This window comes from Pseudomonas sp. P9_35, assembly GCF_034008205.1.
GTDB lineage: Bacteria > Pseudomonadota > Gammaproteobacteria > Pseudomonadales > Pseudomonadaceae > Aquipseudomonas > Aquipseudomonas kilonensis.
In genome coordinates this window covers 5,339,277-5,356,458 of sequence record NZ_CP125373.1, presented here as the reverse complement: position 1 = coordinate 5,356,458, position 17,182 = coordinate 5,339,277, and the positions used below count along the sequence as shown (strand labels likewise).

The following is a 17,182-nucleotide window of genomic DNA, read 5'->3' as shown; positions in this document are numbered from 1 at the left end:
GATCGGTGAAGGCGGGCAATCAGTGTTTGCGCAATAACCGGGTAGGAGCGGCCGAAGGCTGCGATCTGTCGATTTTGGTCGAGTTGGCTTTCGCCCAGCATTCAATGCTGGAAAAGATCGAACCTTGTGGCGGCCTCAGGCTGGTAAGCGGATCCCGAACGTGTTGGTGCCCTGGTCACTGCGCACGAATACGTCCCCGCCATGCATCAGCGCGATTGCCTTGACGATGGCCAGCCCCAGCCCATGGTTGGCGCCACTGTTGCTACGCGAGGCATCGACGCGATAGAAACGTTCGAACAGGCGTGGCAGGTGCTCGCCGGCAATCGGTTCGCCGGGGTTGGTGACCGCGAGGGTGATCTGGTCGCCAAGGGCTTCGATGTGCACGTCGATCACTTGCCCGGGCGCGGTGTGCTGTACGGCGTTGCTCAGCAGGTTGATCAGCGCCCGCCGCAGGTGGGCGATCTCGATGTTGGCCTGGGCGTCGCCGCTGACCCGGACCTGGACCTGGGCGTCTTCGAGAATGAAGTCCAGGTAGTCGAGGGTGGTTGCCACTTCGCCGGCCAGGGAGGTGCTGGTCAGTTTGGTGGCCTTGCTGCCTTGGTCGGCGCTGGCCAGGAACAGCATGTCGTTGATGATCGAACGCAGCCGCTCCAACTCCTCGAGATTCGATTGCAGCACTTCGAAGTAGTGTTCGGCCGAGCGCCCACGGGTCAGCGCAACCTGGGTCTGGCCGATCAGGTTGGTCAGGGGCGAGCGCAATTCATGGGCGACGTCGGCGTTGAACGATTCCAGCCGCGAGTAAGCCTGTTCGACCCGGTCGAGGGTGGCGTTGAAGGAACTGACAAACTGGCTCAGCTCCGGCGGCAAGGGCGACAGCTGCAAGCGCCCGGACAGGCGGGGCGGGGCCAGGCGCCGGGCTTCGTCGGACAGCTTGATCAGCGGCTTGAGGCCGATGCGCGCGACCCAGTAGCCCAGCAATGAAGCCAGAAGCACACCGACAATCGCCAGGCTCACCAGCGCCACCAGCAGGCGATGCTGGGTCTGGTAGAAGGTCTGGGTGTCGATGCCGATCATGAAGCGCAGCGGCGGACGCTGGTCCTTGGCCGGGAATTGGCTCACCAATACTTTCATCGGGTAGTGCCGACGGGGCAAGGTCAGGTCGCGCTTACCCAGGGCGCCCTGGGCAAAGGCACGGATCTGCGCATCGGGAGCGCCGTATTCAAAGCGCGGATCGTCGCTGACGATCCAGAAATGGATGCGTTTGTCTTCTTCACCGAGCAGTCGCAGCTTGTTGTTGATCTTCACCCAGTGTTCAGGCGTGCCGTAGCGGCCAACGGTGGACTCCAGGACACTGTAGCGGGCATCGAGCTCGGCTTCGGGCAACAGGCCCAGGCCCTTGGCGACCTGCTGGTATAAAGCGCCACCGATCAACAGGAACACCAGCGCCGCCACCAGCGTGAACATGCCGCTCAGGCGCAGGGCGATGCTGTCAGGAACGCTCATCGCCGCGACTCTCCAGCACATAGCCCATGCCGCGAATGGTGTGCAGCAACTTCTGTTCGAACGGCCCATCGAGCTTGGCTCGCAAGCGTTTGATCGCCACTTCCACCACGTTGGCGTCACTGTCGAAGTTGATGTCCCAGACCATTTCGGCAATGGCGGTTTTCGAGAGGATTTCACCCTGGCGGCGGGCCAGGACGCTGAGCAGGGAGAACTCCTTGGCCGTCAGGTCCAGGCGCTGGCCGGCCCGTGTGGCCTTGCGGCTGATCAGGTCGATCCACAGGTCGGCGATGCTCACCTGCACCGGCTCATGGCCGCCGCTGCGGCGGGTCAGGGCTTGCAGGCGGGCCACCAGTTCGAGGAAGGAGAAAGGCTTGCCCAGGTAGTCATCGGCGCCGTCGCGCAAGCCCTTGATGCGGTCCTCGACCCGTTCCCGGGCGGTGAGCATGATCACCGGTGTCTGCTTGCGGGCGCGCAGGGCCCGCAATACGCCGAAGCCATCCAGGCCCGGCAGCATCACGTCGAGCACGATCACCGCATAGTCGGTTTCCAGGGCCAGGTGCAGCCCCTCGATGCCGTCCGGCGCCACGTCCACGGTATAGCCCTGTTCGGTCAGGCCGCGGTGCAGGTAGTCCGCGGTTTTTTCTTCGTCTTCGATAATCAGAACGCGCATGGCCCTGCCTCAGTGGTCTGTGCTCGCCAGCGCCGCCGTCGGCGCCGACCCTGGCTGATGGGTGGGCCGATGGAACAGTCGCTCCAGCCACAAGTATATGACCGGTGTGGTGAACAGCGTCAGCGCCTGGCTCACCAGCAGGCCGCCCACCACCGCGATGCCCAGGGGCTGGCGCAGCTCCGCGCCGGGGCCATAGCCGAGCATCAGCGGCAAGGCACCGAGCAGGGCCGCCAGAGTGGTCATCATGATCGGCCGGAAGCGTGTCAGGCACGCCTGGAAAATCGCCTCCTGGGGCGCCAGACCTTTATTGCGCTGGGCGTCGAGGGCGAAGTCGATCATCAGGATGCCGTTCTTCTTGACGATCCCGATCAGCAGCACCAGCCCGATCAGGGCCATGATCGAAAAATCCTCGCCCAGCAGCCAGAGCATGATCAGCGCGCCGAGGCCGGCCGAGGGCAGGGTCGAGATGATCGTCAACGGGTGCACGAAACTCTCGTAGAGCACGCCGAGGATGATGTACACGGACACCAGCGCGGCGAGGATCAGCCATGGCTGGCTTTTTAGCGAGCTTTGGAAAGCCTGGGCCGCGCCCTGGAAATTGCCGGTGATGGCGGCCGGCATGCCGATTTCGTTCTTCGCCTGGTCGAGCAGGCGCACCGCGTCTCCCAGGGCCACTCCGGGCGCCAGGTTGAATGACAGGTTGGCGGCCGGGAACATGCCGTCGTGGGCAATCGACAGCGGACCGTTGCTCGGCGCATCGAAGCGGGCCAGGGCCGAGAGCGGCACCATTTCCCCACTCAGGGGCGAACGCAGGTAGAAGTACGCCAGGCTTTCGGCCTTGCCGCGTTGCTGGGTGTCGAGCTCCAGGATCACGTTGTACTGGTTGGTCTCGGTCTGGAACTCATTGATCTGCCGTTGGCCGAAGGCGTCGTACAGGGCCTGGTCGACATCGGTGGCGGTGAGGCCGAAGCGCGCCGCCGCGCTGCGATCGATGTTGATGTGGGTGATGCTGCCGCCCAGTTGCAGGTCGTTGGAGATGTCACGGAACGCCGGGTTGCCACGCAGCTTGTCGGTGAGCTTTTGCGTCCAGGCGTTGAGGCTCGGCCCGTCGTTGCTCTTGAGCACGTATTGATATTGGGCGCGACTGGGACCAGAGCTGAGGTTGATGTCCTGCCCGGCCCTGAGGTACAGCACCACGCCGGGGATTTTCAGCAATTGCGGGCGGATCCGGTCGATGAAGCCGCTGGCCGACACGTCACGCTCGTTCCGGGGCTTGAGGGCGATCCAGAAACGGCCGTTGGCGATGGTCTGGTTGTTGCCCGAGACACCGACGGAGTGGGAGAAGGTCTGCACCGCCGGGTCGGCGGCGACGATGTCGGCCAGGGCCTTGTGTTTGGCGACCATGTCCGGGAACGACACATCGGCGGCGGCTTCGCTGGTGCCCAGTACCAGGCCGGTGTCCTGTACCGGGAAGAACCCCTTGGGAATGAACACGTAGCCCACCACCGCCAGTGCCAGGGTCAGGCCGAACACGCCGATCATCAGTTTTTGATGGGCCAGGGCCCGACGCAGGCCGTGCTCGTACCAGCCCAGCAGACGCTCGCCGAATCCCATCTTGCTGTGGGCATGATGTACCGGGGCACGCATGAACAGCGCGGCCAGGGTCGGCGCCAGGGTGAGCGACACCACCACCGAAATCAGGATGGTCGAGGTGGCGGTCAGGGCGAACTCCTTGAACAGGCGCCCGACCACACCACCCATGAACAGCAACGGAATGAACGCCGCCACCAGCGAGAAGCTGATGGAGACCACGGTGAAGCCGATTTCGCCGGCGCCCTTGATCGCCGCCTCGCGCATGCTTTCGCCGGCCTCCAGGTGGCGGTGGATGTTCTCCACCACCACAATCGCATCGTCCACCACGAACCCCACCGAGATGACGATCGCCACCAGGGTCAGGTTGTTCAGGCTGAAGCCCATCACGTACATCAGGGCGAAACTGGCGGTCAGTGACACCCCCAGCACCGCCGAGACAATCAGGGTCGCCGAGAGCTGGCGCAGGAACAGCGCCATCACCGCGACCACCAGCAGCACCGCGATCAGCAAGGTGATCTCCACTTCATGCAACGAGGCGCGGATGGTCTGGGTGCGGTCGATCAGGACCTTGACCTGCATGGCGGCGGGCAGCATGGCTTGCAGGGTGGGCAGGGCCGCCTGGATGCGGTCGACGGTCTCGACGATGTTCGCCCCCGGTTGCCGGAAGATCACCAGGTTGACCCCTGGTTCGCTGTCGGACCAGGCCTGGACGTAAGCGTTTTCCGAGCCGTTGACGACCTTGGCGATGTCCTTGAGGTGAACCGGTGCGCCGTCCTTGTAGGACACGATCAGCTCGCCGTACTCCTCAGGCTGGAACAACTGGTCGTTGGTGGACAGGGTGGAAATGCTCGAATCGCCGTACAGGGCGCCCTTGGCCAGGTTGAGGCTGGCCTGCTGGAGCGCCAGGCGGATGTCTGCCAGGGTCAGGCCGATGGCGGCGAGCCGATCAGCCGAGGCCTGGACCCGGATCGCCGGACGCTGTTGGCCGGAGATATAGATTTGTCCTACGCCGTCGATCTGGCTGATCTGGCGCGAGAGCAGGGTTTCGACGTAGTCGCTCAGCTCGGTGCCGGGCATCAGGGAGGAACTGATGCTGAGGATCAACACCGGGCTGTCGGCGGGATTGACCTTGCGCCAGGTCGGCAGGTTCGGCATGTCGTTGGGCAGTTTGCCGGCGGCGGTGTTGATCGCCGCCTGCACTTCCTGAGCGGCGGTGTCGATGCTTTTATCGAGGCTGAATTGCAGGATCAGGTTGGTCGAGCCCAGGGCGCTGCTGGAAGTCATCTGGGTGATGCCGGGAATAGCACTGAATTGCACTTCCAGCGGCGTCGCCACTGACGAGGCCATGGTTTCGGGACTGGCCCCAGGCAACTGCGCGTTAACCTGGATGGTCGGGAATTCGGCCTCCGGCAACGGCGCGACGGGCAGCCGAGGAAATGCGATCACGCCCAGCAGTACCAGGGCAAACGTCAGCAGCACCGTGGCGATGGGGTGGTCGATGCACCACGCTGAAACCGAGCCGCGGCCCTTCACGGTTGCGGCTCCGAGGTCTTGGCCAGGGCGGGCGGATCACTGAGCACCTGGATGTGGCTGCCTGGCTTGAGCCGCGACTGACCGTCGCTCACCAGTTGATCGCCAGCGTTCACCCCTTTGATGATGTGCATGTCGCTGTCCTGGTAAACCATGACCACCGGCACGCTCTCGACCTTGTCGCCCTTGATCCGGTACACGAAGTGTTGCTCCAGCCCGCGCTGGACCACGGTGGGAGGTACCACCAGGGCGTCCTTGTCGAGGGCGGTCTGGATCTTCAGCGTCACCAGTTGCCCGGGCCACAGCCGTTGCGCGGCGTTGTTGAATTCAGCCTTGGCCCGCAGGGTCCCGGTGTTGGCGTTGATCTGGTTGTCGATGAGGCTCAGGCGCCCCTCGCCGAGCAGTTCCCCGGTAGCGCCATCGGCACCGATATAGGCCTTGACCAAGGCTTGCTCGGGCGCCGCGATCAAGCGTTGCAAGGTGGGCAGCATTTGCTGGGGCAGGGAGAACTCCACGGCGATCGGGTCGATCTGGGTCACCGTGAACAGGCCATTGGTGTCGCTGGTGCGCAGGAAGTTGCCTTCATCCACATTGCGAATACCGACGCGACCGCTCACCGGGGAGCGGATCTGGGTGTAGGACAGTTGCACCTGCGCCGAGTCGATGGCCGCCTGGTTACCCTGGGCGGTGGCCTTGAGCTGGTTGACCAGCGCCTGTTGCTGGTCGTAGGTCTGCTTCGAGACGCCGTCATCGACGCTCAGCAATTTGTAGCGCTTGAGATTGACCTGGGCCACCGCCAGTTGCGCCTGGCTCTCGCCGAGCTGGGCCCGGGCCTGGTCGAGGCTGGCGCGGATCGAACGATCGTCGATGGTCGCCAGCAGGTCACCTTTCTTGACCAGTTGCCCTTCCTTGACCAGCAGCCGGGTGAGGATGCCGTCGATCTGCGGCCGGATGACCACGCTGTGCAGCGACAGGACCGTACCGATGCCGCTGGCAAAGCGCGGCACATCCTTTTGCACCACGCTGACGACCCGCACCGGAACGGCGGCGGGAGCGCTGGGCTTGGCGGTCACGGGCTTGAGCACAAACCAGAGGACGAGGGCCGCCAGGGCGACCAACAGCGCGACGAGCAGGACGGTTTTCTTCTGGGTGTGCATGGATATGAAAGGCCGGTTCGGGACACAGGAGTCTGAGCTTTCTTATATAGCGTTACGAGCCGGTCAGGAAGGTGACGGCTAACTGACAGGCTTGTCAGTTTTGTCCTGGCTTGCTGTCGGATGAATGGTTGTGCCAGATGAAACTGCCCTGCGCGCGGTGATATCGGGCAGGTATACTGCCGCCTTTCGCGGCTCGCCCTTCGGGCCCGACTTGCATGCATGACCCGGAGCCTTACATGACTTCCCCGACACCTTCGCCTGCGGATGAACTCCCCGGCGGCGAACAGGCCGATTTGTCCGACAGCGATGTTTCCAACGCCGAGGACGCCAAAGCGGCGATCCCTGCCTTCAAATTCCCGTTCAAACCCGGTGAACTGGCTGCGGCCAAGGGCGCCGGCCAGCAGCCGTGGTACAAGAACGGCGCGAAGAATGGCCATACCAAGACCCCAGGCGCCGCGCCTCCCGGCACGCGTCGTTCGATGGGCAAGCGCTGACATCATCCTTCACGCACGGGTTCGACTTCAGTTCGCGACCCGTGCGCCTGCCAGGCTTCCACTCAATTCGTAAGCCGCCAGCTCAGACTGGTGCGCCGCGAGGATTTCCGGCAATGAGCCTCGCAGGTACTCGACCCAGGTCTTGATCTTCGCATCCAGGTATTGGCGCGACGGATAGATGGCGTAGAGGTTCAGTTCCTGGGAGCGGTAGTTGGGCATGACCCGCACCAGCGTGCCGTTGCGCAAAGCTTCAATGGCCGCGTACACCGGCAATACCCCCACGCCCATGCCGCTGGTGATCGCGGTTTTCATCGCATCGGCGGAGTTCACCAGGAACGGTGAGCTGTTGATGGTGACCATCTCCTGGCCTTCCGGGCCGTCGAACACCCATTTTTCCAGCGGAATGACCGGGCTGACCAGGCGCAGGCAGGCGTGGTTGAGCAGGTCGCCGGGTTTTTGCGGGCAGCCGCTGGCTTTCACGTAGGCGGGCGATGCGCAGACGATGCTGTAGGTGATCCCCAGGCGCTGGGAGACGAAGCCCGAATCCGGCAGCTCGCTGGCGAGCACGATGGAGACGTCGTAGCCCTCGTCGAGGATGTCCGGCACGCGGTTGGCCAGGGTCAGGTCGAAGGTCACATCCGGATGGGTCTTGCGATAACGGGCGATGGCGTCGATCACGAAGTGCTGGCCGATGCCGGTCATCGTGTGGACCTTCAACTGCCCGGCCGGTCGCGCATGGGCGTCGCTGGCCTCGGCTTCCGCTTCTTCGACATAAGCCAGGATCTGCTCGCAACGCAACAAGTAGCGTTTACCCGCCTCGGTCAGGGCAATGCGGCGAGTGGTACGGTTGAGCAGGCGGGTTTGCAGGTGGGCTTCCAGGTTGGAAACCGCGCGCGAGATGTTGGCCGTCGTGGTGTCCAGTTGCGCGGCGGCGGCGGTGAAACTGCCAGCTTCGGCAACACAACTGAACGCGCGCATGTTTTGCAAGGTGTCCATGGAGGGCTCTCTTGGGAGGTGGCAAATTGTGACACGAAGTTACAGAGCAGCGGGACCCGACTAATGGATTATCGCGTTAACGGTAACAAAGATTCACAGAAAGGTCGGCTTATCGCCGGGGAGGGCGATGCCTAGAATTGCCACCAATCCTGGGTCACTGATTCCTGTGGGAGCGAGCCCTTGTGGGAGCCGAGCTTGCTCGGCTCCCACAAGGGCTCGCTCCCACAAGTTTTGCGTTAACAGGCAGCCATCCTCGTCGTCATGCTCGATCTCAGGAATTTTGCGCAAGTGCCGCGTTGCATCAGCAGAGAGCTGAAGACTCTCAGTGTTTGGGTTCTGACATTAACCATCAGCGGTTGCATCGGGACAGGCGGGATTGGGCCGCAAAGCCAGGTACTGCCGGCCAATCAACTGGCGACCGATGCCGCCATCCGCGAGGCGGCTCGCGACGCCCACTGGCCCACCCGCCAGTGGTGGCAAGCCTATGGCGATCGGCAGCTGGATCGCTGGGTCGACCTGGCCATGCAGGACAGCCCGAGCCTGGCCATGGCCGCCGCGCGGGTGCGCCAGGCCAAGGCCATGGCCGGTGTTGCCGAGGCCGCCGAGTCGCTGCAGATCAATGGCGAGGCGACCCTCAAGCGTCATGACTGGCCCACCGATCAGTTCTATGGCCCGGGCGAGCTGGCCGACACCACGACCTGGGACAACAATGCCGCCCTGGGCTTGAGCTACGCCCTGGACCTGTGGGGCCGCGAGCGCAATGCCAGCGAACGGGCGGTTGACCTGGCCCATGTCAGTGTCGCTGAGGCGCGCCAGGCGCAACTGGAACTGCAAAGCAACATCGTGCGTGCCTACATCCAGTTTTCGCTGCACTACGCCCAGCGCGATATCGTCGCCGCAACCCTCCACCAACAAGAGCAGATTCTCGACCTTGCGCAGAAGCGCCTGGACGGCGGCATCGGCACCCATTTCGAAGTCAGCCAGGCCCAGGCACCACTGCCCGAGACCCATCGCCAACTCGACGCGCTGGACGAAGCCATCGCCTTGAGCCGTAATCAGTTGGCGGCCCTGGCCGGCCAGGGGCCGGGAGAGGGCGCGCAATTGCAACGTCCGACCCTGGCCCTCGGCGCGCCCTTGAAGCTGCCGTCGGCCTTGCCCGCCGAACTGCTCGGCCAGCGTCCGGATGTGGTGGCCGGGCGTTGGCAAGTAGCGGCCCAGGCCCGGGGTATCGATGTGGCCCGGGCCGGCTTTTATCCCAATGTCGACCTGGTGGGTAGCCTCGGCTACATGGCCACCGGCGGTGGGGCGCTGGAGTTCTTGACGGGCAAGAAGCTCACCTACAACGTCGGGCCGGCGATCACGTTGCCGATCTTCGACGGCGGACGCTTGCGTTCACAGTTGGGCGAGGCGGCGGCCGGTTATGACATCGCCGTGGCGCACTACAACCAGACCCTGGTGAACGCCCTCAAGGGCATTTCCGATCAACTGATCCGCCGCCAATCCATGGACAAGCAGCAGGCTTTCGCCGCCGAATCGGTGGCCGCTGCCCAGCGCACCTACGACATCGCAATGGTGGCGTTCCAGCGCGGGCTCACCGACTACCTCAACGTGCTCAATGCCCAAAGCCTGTTGTTCAAGCAGCAACAGGTGCAACAGCACGTGCAGGCGGCGCGCTTGAGTGCCCATGCCGACCTGGTGACGGCGCTGGGTGGCGGGCTTGAGACTGTAGGAGCTGCCGAAGGCTGCGATCTTTCGCTTGAGACTCAAGTGTCTGGGGAAAGATCGCAGCCTCGTTGCACTCGACAGCTCCTACATAGCACCCGCACAGCGTCTACAAGGCACAACCTAAGTGGGAGCAAGCTCCCTCGCCACAATGTTGAGTAGGCCTTTTGTGATGTCTTCACTTGCCCCCGCACGCTGGCTGTACCGTCTCGAATGGCGCCGGGGTTTCTTCGACTGGGCCCGCAGCGACGGGGTGACCTGGGTCTATATCTTCAAGGTCCTGTTTGCCGCGTTCCTGACCTTGTGGCTGGCGATGCGCCTGGAATTGCCGCAACCGCGCACGGCCATGATCACCGTGTTCATCGTCATGCAGCCCCAGAGCGGGCAGGTGTTCGCCAAGAGTTTCTATCGCTTGCTTGGCACCCTGGCCGGCTCGGCGGTGATGGTGGCGCTGATCGCCTTGTTTGCCCAGAACACCGAGCCGTTCCTCGCTTGCCTGGCGGTCTGGGTTGGCCTCTGTTCGGCAGGGGCGGCGCGTTATCGCAACTTCCGGGCCTATGGTTTTGTGCTGGCCGGCTACACCGCGGCGATGATCGGCCTGCCGGCCCTGGCCCATCCGGAAGGCGCGTTCATGGCGGCGGTCTGGCGGGTGCTGGAGATTTCCCTGGGGATCCTCTGCGCCACCCTGGTCAGCGCCGCGATCCTGCCGCAAACCGCCAGTGCCGCCATGCGCAATGCCTTGTACCAGCGCTTTGGGGTATTTGCCCTGTTTGTCACCGATGACCTGCGTGGGCGCAGCAAGCGGGAGGCATTCGAAGCGCGCAACGTGGGCTTCATTGCCGAGGCGGTGGGCCTGGAAAGCCTGCGCAGCGTGACCGTGTTCGAAGACCCGCACATGCGTCGGCGCAACGGCCGGCTCAGTCGCTTGAACAGCGAGTTCATGGGCATCACCACCCGCTTCAACGCCTTGCACCAGTTGCTGGAACGCTTGCGCAGCAGTGCGGCGGATCACGTGGTCAATGCCATCAAGCCAGGTTTGCAAACGTTGGCCGAACTGCTCGACGGTTTCAGTGGCCGCGCCCTGACCGATGCCGATGCGGCCCGTCTGGCGGCGGCGCTGGCCGAGTACAAGGCCGAGCTGCCGGCCCAGGTACGAAGGCTGCGGGCGTTGTTCCAGGAAACGGCGCCCAGTGATGGGCAGCAGCTGGATTTCCATACCGCCTACGAGCTGCTTTATCGCTTCGTCGACGACTTGCACGGCTATGCCCTGACCCACGCCTCGCTGGCCGATCATCGCCACGAACGTGAGCGCTGGGACGAACCGTTCGTGCCGCAGACCAACTGGCTGGCCGCCACGGCATCGGGTGTTCGCGCCGCCTTCATCCTGTTGGTGCTGGGGAGTTACTGGGTCGCCACGGCCTGGCCGAGCGGCGCGACCATGACGATGATCGCCGCTGCCACCGTGGGCTTGTCGGCCGCGACGCCGAACCCCAAGCGCATGGCTTTCCAGATGGCCTGCGGCACGTTGTTCGGGGCGTTGATCGGTTTTGTCGAGATGTTCTTCATCTTCCCGCTGATCGACGGCTTCCCTTTGCTCTGCGTGATGCTGGCGCCGGTGATCATGCTCGGTTCGTTCCTCAGCTCGCGGCCGAAATACGCCGGGGTCGGGCTGGGGCTGCTGATCTTTTTCAGCACCGGTTCGGTGCCGGACAACCTGACGGTCTACAACCCCTACGCCTTCATCAACGATTACATCGCGATGATCCTCGGCATGCTGGTGTGTGCCGCGGCCGGGGCAATCATTCTGCCGCCCAACAGTCGCTGGTTGTGGCGCCGGCTCGAACAGGATTTGCGCGAGCAAGTGGTGTTTGCCATCAGTGGCAAGCTCAAGGGCCTGGCATCGAGCTTCGAAAGTGGTACCCGCGACTTGCTGCACCAGGCCTACGGGCTGGCAGCGGGGCAGCCCCGGGTGCAACGGGACTTGCTGCGCTGGATGTTCGTGGTGCTGGAGGTCGGCCACGCGATTATCGAGCTGCGCAAGGAGCAGGCGATTTTGCCGGTGCATCCGGCGTATGCCGAAAGCCAGCCGTGGCGCCAGGCGATTCGTGTGATGGGGCGGGCGCTGGTGCGGCTGTTCCGCCAACCGAGCCAGAGCAATCTGGAGCGTGCCCTGGTGGCGGTGGACCACGCCATCGGCCGCGTGCAGGCCTCCGACGAACCCTTCGCCCCGCATTTCGACACCTCGGCCCTGCGCCGGGTGAAAAGCTACCTGCATTTCATCCGCTCCTCGTTGCTGGACCCGCAATCGCCTTTGGCCGGCTATGTCATACCGCATGGCCATGCCGCATGCCACACCGCTTCCCCAGGAACCTGAACATGCCCCGTGAGATCGCTTTCCATGGTGTGTACATGCCCACCATGACCTTGATGTTTTTCATCGCCGCCGGCCTGGCCTGGGCCTTGGACCGCTTCCTGTCGGGGCTGGACCTGTACCGCTTCTTCTGGCACCCGGCGTTGCTGCGCCTGAGTCTGTTTATCTGTCTGTTCGGCGCGCTGGCGCTGACGGTCTACCGTTGAGATCGATGCGATGAGAAAGTTTTTCAGCCTGCTGGCGACGCTGTTGGTTCTGGCTCTGGCGCTGTGGATCGGCCGTACGTTATGGGTCCATTACATGAACGAGCCCTGGACCCGCGATGGGCGGGTGCGGGCCGACATCATCAATGTGGCCGCCGATGTCAGTGGCGAGGTGGTCGAAGTGCCGGTGCGCGACAACCAATCGGTGAAAAAGGGCGACCTGTTGATGCGCATCGATCCTGAGCATTACCGCATCGCCGTGAAGCAGGCGCGCTCCCAGGTGGCGTCGCGCAAGGCCACTTGGGAGATGCGCAAGGTCAACGCCCATCGGCGTGCCGACCTGGACAGCCTGGTGATCTCCCGGGAAAACCGCGACGACGCCAGCAACATCGCCGACTCGGCCCTGGCCGATTACCAGCAGGCCCAGGCGCAACTGGAAGCCGCCGAGCTGAACCTGTCGCGCACCGAAGTCCGCGCGGCGGTGGACGGCTACGTCACCAACCTCAACGTGCACCGTGGCGACTACGCCCGCATCGGCGAGGCGAAGATGGCCGTGGTGGACATGAATTCGTTCTGGGTCTATGGCTTCTTCGAAGAGACCAAATTACCCAAGGTGCGGGTCGGCGATCCAGCGCAGTTGCAGTTGATGAGCGGAGAGATGCTCAAGGGGCATGTGGAAAGCATCTCCCGCGGCATCTACGACCGGGACAACCCCGAAAGCCGCGAACTGATCGCCGACGTGAACCCGACCTTCAACTGGGTTCGCCTGGCCCAGCGGGTGCCGGTGCGCATTCATCTCGACGAAGTGCCCGACGGGGTGCTGCTGGCGGCGGGGATGACCTGCACGGTGGTGGTAGAACCCCATGACAAGCGCTGAGATCACTGGCTACTGATGGGGGGATGGAGATTTGATGCACACCACAGCAATTGAAGTTCAGCCCTGTGGCGAGGGAGCTTGCTCCCGCTGGGTGGCGAAGCCGCCCCAAAAAACAGACACCGTAAGCTGAGTCAGCCTGCGACTGCTGCGCAGTCGAGCGGGAGCAAGCTCCCTCGCCACAACAGCAAAAAACCAAATCGCGATGATTACAGCGATTTCCCCAACCCAAACCGCTTCATCAACCCTTTTTCCAGCAACCTCTTGGGCAGCCAGCCGGCCATCAAGGGCAATGCCCGGCTGCCATTGCCCAGGCGCAGCAGGCGGGGGGGCTTGGGTTGTTGTGCGGCCTTGAGCAGGCCGGCGGCGAACTCGTGGGCCGGGGTCGGGTTGTCCTGGGAGGCTTTGGCCCGGGCCCGGATACCGTCGCGCAGGGGCCACCAGGGCGATTGTTCGCTGATCAGCTGTTCGGCTTCATGGCCGGCATTCTTGGCGAAGCTGGAAGCAATGGCGCCCGGTTGGACTTCCATCACGCGGATGCCGAACGGCGCCAGTTCCATGCGCAAGGCATCGCTCAAGGCATGCACCGCGGCCTTCGAGGCGCAGTAGGCCCCGGCAAACGGCGTGACCAGCACCCCGGAAACGCTGCCGATATTCACCACCAGCCCCTTGGCCCGGCGCAACACCGGGAACAGCGCGCGGGTGACCCCGACGATGGCGAACACGTTGGTTTCGAACTGACGCTGCATGGCCGGTACGCCGCCGTCCAGCAACGGGCCCATGGCGCCGTAGCCGGCATTGTTGACCAGCACATCCAGGCCGCCGTGCTGCTGGTTGATCCGTTCGCCCAGTTGTTCCAGGGCGTGGCCGTCGTTGACGTCCAGTTGCACGGCGGTGAATCCGGCGGCGCTGAGTGTCGCTACGTCTTCAACCTTGCGCGCCGTGGCCCAGACCTGATAACCCGCAGTCTTGAAGGCGTCGGCAAGGGCGCGGCCAATGCCGCTGGAACATCCGGTAATCAGCGCAACAGGCATGGCGCATTCCTTGTGCAAAAAGTGGGGGAAGGTAATCAGTTGGAAAAGCTGCCGTGCAATCGCTCGGCGCGAAACTCCAGGGTCTGCGGGCGATACCCCGGACGCAGGGGCGGCAGCGGCAGGCAGTCTTGCCAGTCGGCGCCGGCCTGCAATTGGCCGGGGCCCCGGTAGCGCGGTGCGTCGTAGGGGGTGTCGGCCAGGTTGATGGTGTCGCCAGGTGCATAGGCCGCGACCCGCCAGCGCAGTTCGATCAGCGGCACGTCATTGGTGTTCTTCAGGTTCAGCGACAGCGGTCGGTCGGCGGGGCATTGTCCGGGGGCATAGGTAATGCGCATTTCCAGGCGCTCCAATTGCCGGGTCTCGCGGTTTTCCTGCCAGAGCACCCACGCGGCGACCAGCCCCAGCCCGATGAACGCCGCCAGGGAGACCGGCAAGGCCTTGGCCGGGTAGCGCAACAGCAGGATGAGCCAGGTGATGATCAGCAAGACGCCGATAAGCATGGTGGAAGCCTCCGTTACCGTAGGTACATCCTACCGAAGGGGGCGGGCAATGTTGAAGCAATGATGCCTGCCCATCACCGACTGCAAAAAAAAGCCCCCACCCAACCCACTGCGGATAGGGGACGCAGTGGGCTGGATGGGGGCTTCTTGTACGGCTGATCGTTGCTAGTTGTTACTGCGCGATGGTCTTCACCGAGACGCCGCGTTCGATCGGAGTGGAGCGACCGTAGATGTCTTCGAAACGCTCGATGTCGTCTTCACCCAGGTAGCTGCCGGACTGCACTTCGATGATTTCCAGCGGGATCTTGCCCGGGTTGCGCAGGCGGTGGACCGACGCGATCGGGATGTAGGTCGACTGGTTTTCGCAGAGCAGGAACACGTTCTCGTCGCAGGTCACTTCGGCGGTGCCGCTGACCACGATCCAGTGTTCGGCGCGGTGGTGGTGCATCTGCAGCGACAGGCACGCGCCCGGCTTGACCGAGATGTGCTTGACCTGGAAACGACCGCCCATGTCCACCGAGTCATAGGAACCCCACGGACGATAGACCTCGCAGTGGTTCTGAGTCTCGGTGCGGCCCTGTGCGTTGAGGGTGTTGACCATCTGCTTGACGCCTTGGACCTTGTCCTTGTGGGCGATCATCATGGCGTCCTTGGTTTCGACCACCACGATGTTGTCCAGGCCGATCACCGACACCAGCTTGCCGTTGCCGTGGATCATGCAGTTGCGGCTGTCCTGGACGACCACGTCGCCTTTGGTGACGTTGCCGTTGGCATCCTTGGGGTTGACTTCCCACAGCGACGACCAGCAGCCGACATCGCTCCAACCTGCCGACAGTGGCACCACGCAGGCGCGCTGGGTTTTTTCCATCACGGCGTAGTCGATGGAGTTGTCCGGGCAGCAGGCGAAGGTGGCTTCGTCGAGCGTGATGGTGTCCGGGGTCTGCTCACTGCGCTCAAGGGTCAGCAGGCAGGTGTCGTAGATGTCCGGATCGTGCTTTTTCAGCTCTTCGAGGAAACGGCTGGCGCGGAACAGGAACATGCCGCTGTTCCAGAAGTAACCGCCGGCCTCGACGAACTCGGTGGCGCGCTTGACGTCGGGTTTTTCGACGAAGTGCGAAACGCGGCTCACGCCTTCAGGCAGCAGCGCGTCGTTGGTCGATTTGATGTAGCCGTAGCCGGTTTCCGGTTTGGTCGCCGGTACGCCGAACAGCACCATTTCGCCACGCTCGGCGGCCACGGTGGCCAGGGCCAGGGCGCGTTGCAGGGCTTTCTGGTCTTCCAGCACGTGGTCGGCCGGCAGCACCAGCATCAGCTCGTCGCGGCCTTCGTTGACCAGCATCATCGCGGTCAGCGCCACGGCCGGTGCGGTGTTGCGTCCGAACGGCTCCATCAGGATGCGCTGGACTTCGAGCTTACGGTTGCTCAACTGCTCGTTGACGATGAAACGGTGGTCTTTGTTGCAGACCACGATCGGTGTGTCCATGCCTTCGAACACCAGGCGCTCGAGGGTCTGTTGGAACAGGGTGTGTTCACCGGTCAGGGCCAGGAACTGTTTAGGGAATTGCTTGCGCGAAAGCGGCCAAAGACGTGAGCCACTACCACCTGACAAGATCACCGGAATCATGTTTGTTACTCCTTGAAGCGAAATGGTTGTTAGAGCTACTGCGTTCTGTCGTTTCACTCTCTTGTTCTTGTTCCGTACCCGAATGGCTGATCTTTGTTGTAGGAGCTGACGAGTGAAGCGAGGCTGCGATCTTTCCCCTAACACTTGAATCCCAAGCGAAAGATCAAGATCAAAAGATCGCAGCCTGCGGCAGCTGCTACACAAATAGGCGTTCAGCCCTCAGGTGAATTCATCAGCGGGTCGACGCTGGGCGTTTCACCCACACTGGCGACAGGCTGCTGCCTGAACCGGTGACGTACAGCACGGCCGCTTCGCCGCGCTCCAGGGCCACGGGCTTGAGGTCGCCGACTTTCTTGTCGCCTTCGAACAGCGCCAGGGTCACTTTCACCGGGTTGATTTCACGCTCGCCACGGCCCTTGGCGGCCACGTTCGGCACCACTTCGGTCTTGCCGTCGGCGGTCTTGAGGGTCAGTGCCTTGTCGCTGAGGTTCTGTACGCGGACCAGGGACTTCTGCTTGTTCTTGAACGGCGGCTCTTCGATCAGTTGCGGCTGGCCGCTGGCGTTGTTGACCAGGGTGTAATAGTGATCGGAAGCCAGTTTCACCGGCACGGTCTGGCTGCCGACCTTGGCGCTGTAGTCGCCACCGGGCATGAAGCTGAAGTCGCTGCTGGCCAAGGGGGCTACGTCGCTGATGTTGGTGCTGCCGACGGTGGCGCTGACTTCGGCGTTAGCGGCGTTATAGACCCGCACGAAGCTCGAGCCTTTTGGCGCGACCGGGCCGTACAGGGCCGAATCACCGGCAAAGGCCGACAGTGAGAGGGCGCTCATGCTGGCGACGAGGGCAATGGCCTTGAAGGAGCGAGCAGCGAGACGGCGAGGAGTAGTGTTGAAAGTCATGGTGGACCTCTCT

At 63.4% G+C, this 17,182-nt stretch carries 14 protein-coding genes; 5 read left to right on the top strand and 9 right to left on the bottom strand.

What is annotated here, in order from left to right; all coding sequences use genetic code 11:
• Nucleotides 1-135 precede the first annotated feature (135 nt).
• The 4 genes from QMK47_RS23695 to QMK47_RS23680 are packed head-to-tail and all read right to left on the bottom strand — an operon-like array spanning nt 136 to nt 6,453.
• On the bottom strand, nt 136-1,503 hold the full coding sequence (locus QMK47_RS23695; RefSeq protein WP_253477889.1) for a heavy metal sensor histidine kinase: 1,368 nt from the start codon (nt 1,501-1,503) through the stop codon (nt 136-138).
• Nucleotides 1,490-2,173, bottom strand: a complete 684-nt coding sequence (locus tag QMK47_RS23690; RefSeq protein WP_253477886.1) for a heavy metal response regulator transcription factor — start codon at nt 2,171-2,173, stop codon at nt 1,490-1,492. Before QMK47_RS23690 ends, QMK47_RS23695 begins: the two co-directional genes overlap by 14 nt.
• 9 nt (nt 2,174-2,182) lie before the next feature.
• On the bottom strand, nt 2,183-5,299 hold the full coding sequence (locus QMK47_RS23685) for a multidrug efflux RND transporter permease subunit (RefSeq protein ID WP_320389406.1): 3,117 nt from the start codon (nt 5,297-5,299) through the stop codon (nt 2,183-2,185).
• On the bottom strand, nt 5,296-6,453 hold the full coding sequence (locus QMK47_RS23680) for an efflux RND transporter periplasmic adaptor subunit (protein ID WP_253477881.1): 1,158 nt from the start codon (nt 6,451-6,453) through the stop codon (nt 5,296-5,298). Before QMK47_RS23680 ends, QMK47_RS23685 begins: the two co-directional genes overlap by 4 nt.
• Nucleotides 6,454-6,689: 236 nt before the next feature.
• Here QMK47_RS23680 and QMK47_RS23675 point away from each other — a divergent pair, with 236 nt between their 5' ends.
• The gene (locus tag QMK47_RS23675) at nt 6,690-6,947 is read left to right on the top strand and encodes a hypothetical protein (RefSeq protein WP_320389405.1); all 258 of its coding nucleotides are present in this window, start codon (nt 6,690-6,692) and stop codon (nt 6,945-6,947) included.
• 27 nt (nt 6,948-6,974) lie between these two features.
• On the opposite strand, the gene QMK47_RS23670 is transcribed toward QMK47_RS23675, so the two are convergent.
• Nucleotides 6,975-7,943 (bottom strand): LysR family transcriptional regulator, encoded by a 969-nt coding sequence (locus QMK47_RS23670; protein WP_320389404.1) that lies wholly within the window; start codon nt 7,941-7,943, stop codon nt 6,975-6,977.
• Nucleotides 7,944-8,231: 288 nt separating this feature from the next.
• Here QMK47_RS23670 and QMK47_RS23665 point away from each other — a divergent pair, with 288 nt between their 5' ends.
• Genes QMK47_RS23665 through QMK47_RS23650 form a run of 4 tightly spaced genes read left to right on the top strand, consistent with a single transcriptional unit; the run spans nt 8,232 to nt 13,116 of the window.
• Complete coding sequence (locus QMK47_RS23665; protein ID WP_320389403.1) at nt 8,232-9,827, top strand: efflux transporter outer membrane subunit; 1,596 nt, start codon at nt 8,232-8,234, stop codon at nt 9,825-9,827.
• A gap of 10 nt (nt 9,828-9,837) precedes the next feature.
• Nucleotides 9,838-12,039 (top strand): FUSC family protein, encoded by a 2,202-nt coding sequence (locus QMK47_RS23660; protein WP_320389402.1) that lies wholly within the window; start codon nt 9,838-9,840, stop codon nt 12,037-12,039.
• A gap of 2 nt (nt 12,040-12,041) precedes the next feature.
• Nucleotides 12,042-12,242, top strand: a complete 201-nt coding sequence (locus QMK47_RS23655) for a DUF1656 domain-containing protein (protein WP_258689288.1) — start codon at nt 12,042-12,044, stop codon at nt 12,240-12,242.
• A gap of 10 nt (nt 12,243-12,252) precedes the next feature.
• Nucleotides 12,253-13,116 (top strand): HlyD family secretion protein, encoded by an 864-nt coding sequence (locus tag QMK47_RS23650; protein ID WP_253477873.1) that lies wholly within the window; start codon nt 12,253-12,255, stop codon nt 13,114-13,116.
• A 206-nt stretch (nt 13,117-13,322) separates the two neighbouring features.
• Here the strand turns inward: QMK47_RS23650 and QMK47_RS23645 are convergent, their stop codons facing one another.
• The 4 genes from QMK47_RS23645 to QMK47_RS23630 form a co-directional block, all read right to left on the bottom strand.
• A complete protein-coding gene (locus QMK47_RS23645; protein WP_258689287.1) occupies nt 13,323-14,147 on the bottom strand; it encodes an SDR family oxidoreductase in 825 nt (274 codons plus the stop codon).
• A 35-nt stretch (nt 14,148-14,182) separates the two neighbouring features.
• Complete coding sequence (locus QMK47_RS23640) at nt 14,183-14,647, bottom strand: multidrug transporter (RefSeq protein WP_258689286.1); 465 nt, start codon at nt 14,645-14,647, stop codon at nt 14,183-14,185.
• A 172-nt stretch (nt 14,648-14,819) separates the two neighbouring features.
• Complete coding sequence (locus tag QMK47_RS23635) at nt 14,820-16,271, bottom strand: mannose-1-phosphate guanylyltransferase/mannose-6-phosphate isomerase (RefSeq protein ID WP_253477864.1); 1,452 nt, start codon at nt 16,269-16,271, stop codon at nt 14,820-14,822.
• Nucleotides 16,272-16,503: 232 nt separating this feature from the next.
• Entirely contained in the window at nt 16,504-17,169 is a 666-nt protein-coding gene (locus QMK47_RS23630; RefSeq protein ID WP_258689285.1) for an alginate O-acetyltransferase AlgF, read from the bottom strand.
• Nucleotides 17,170-17,182: the final 13 nt, after the last annotated feature.

What these genes read in the sequence shown, in the direction of transcription:
- QMK47_RS23695 (WP_253477889.1), bottom strand. Translation starts at nt 1,503, where the DNA reads ATGAGCGTTCCTGACAGCATCGCCCTGCGCCTGAGCGGCATGTTCACG.
- QMK47_RS23690 (WP_253477886.1), bottom strand. Translation starts at nt 2,173, where the DNA reads ATGCGCGTTCTGATTATCGAAGACGAAGAAAAAACCGCGGACTACCTG.
- QMK47_RS23680 (WP_253477881.1), bottom strand. Translation starts at nt 6,453, where the DNA reads ATGCACACCCAGAAGAAAACCGTCCTGCTCGTCGCGCTGTTGGTCGCC.
- QMK47_RS23675 (WP_320389405.1), top strand. Translation starts at nt 6,690, where the DNA reads ATGACTTCCCCGACACCTTCGCCTGCGGATGAACTCCCCGGCGGCGAA.
- QMK47_RS23670 (WP_320389404.1), bottom strand. Translation starts at nt 7,943, where the DNA reads ATGGACACCTTGCAAAACATGCGCGCGTTCAGTTGTGTTGCCGAAGCT.
- QMK47_RS23660 (WP_320389402.1), top strand. Translation starts at nt 9,838, where the DNA reads ATGTCTTCACTTGCCCCCGCACGCTGGCTGTACCGTCTCGAATGGCGC.
- QMK47_RS23655 (WP_258689288.1), top strand. Translation starts at nt 12,042, where the DNA reads ATGCCCCGTGAGATCGCTTTCCATGGTGTGTACATGCCCACCATGACC.
- QMK47_RS23650 (WP_253477873.1), top strand. Translation starts at nt 12,253, where the DNA reads ATGAGAAAGTTTTTCAGCCTGCTGGCGACGCTGTTGGTTCTGGCTCTG.
- QMK47_RS23645 (WP_258689287.1), bottom strand. Translation starts at nt 14,147, where the DNA reads ATGCCTGTTGCGCTGATTACCGGATGTTCCAGCGGCATTGGCCGCGCC.
- QMK47_RS23640 (WP_258689286.1), bottom strand. Translation starts at nt 14,647, where the DNA reads ATGCTTATCGGCGTCTTGCTGATCATCACCTGGCTCATCCTGCTGTTG.
- QMK47_RS23635 (WP_253477864.1), bottom strand. Translation starts at nt 16,271, where the DNA reads ATGATTCCGGTGATCTTGTCAGGTGGTAGTGGCTCACGTCTTTGGCCG.
- QMK47_RS23630 (WP_258689285.1), bottom strand. Translation starts at nt 17,169, where the DNA reads ATGACTTTCAACACTACTCCTCGCCGTCTCGCTGCTCGCTCCTTCAAG.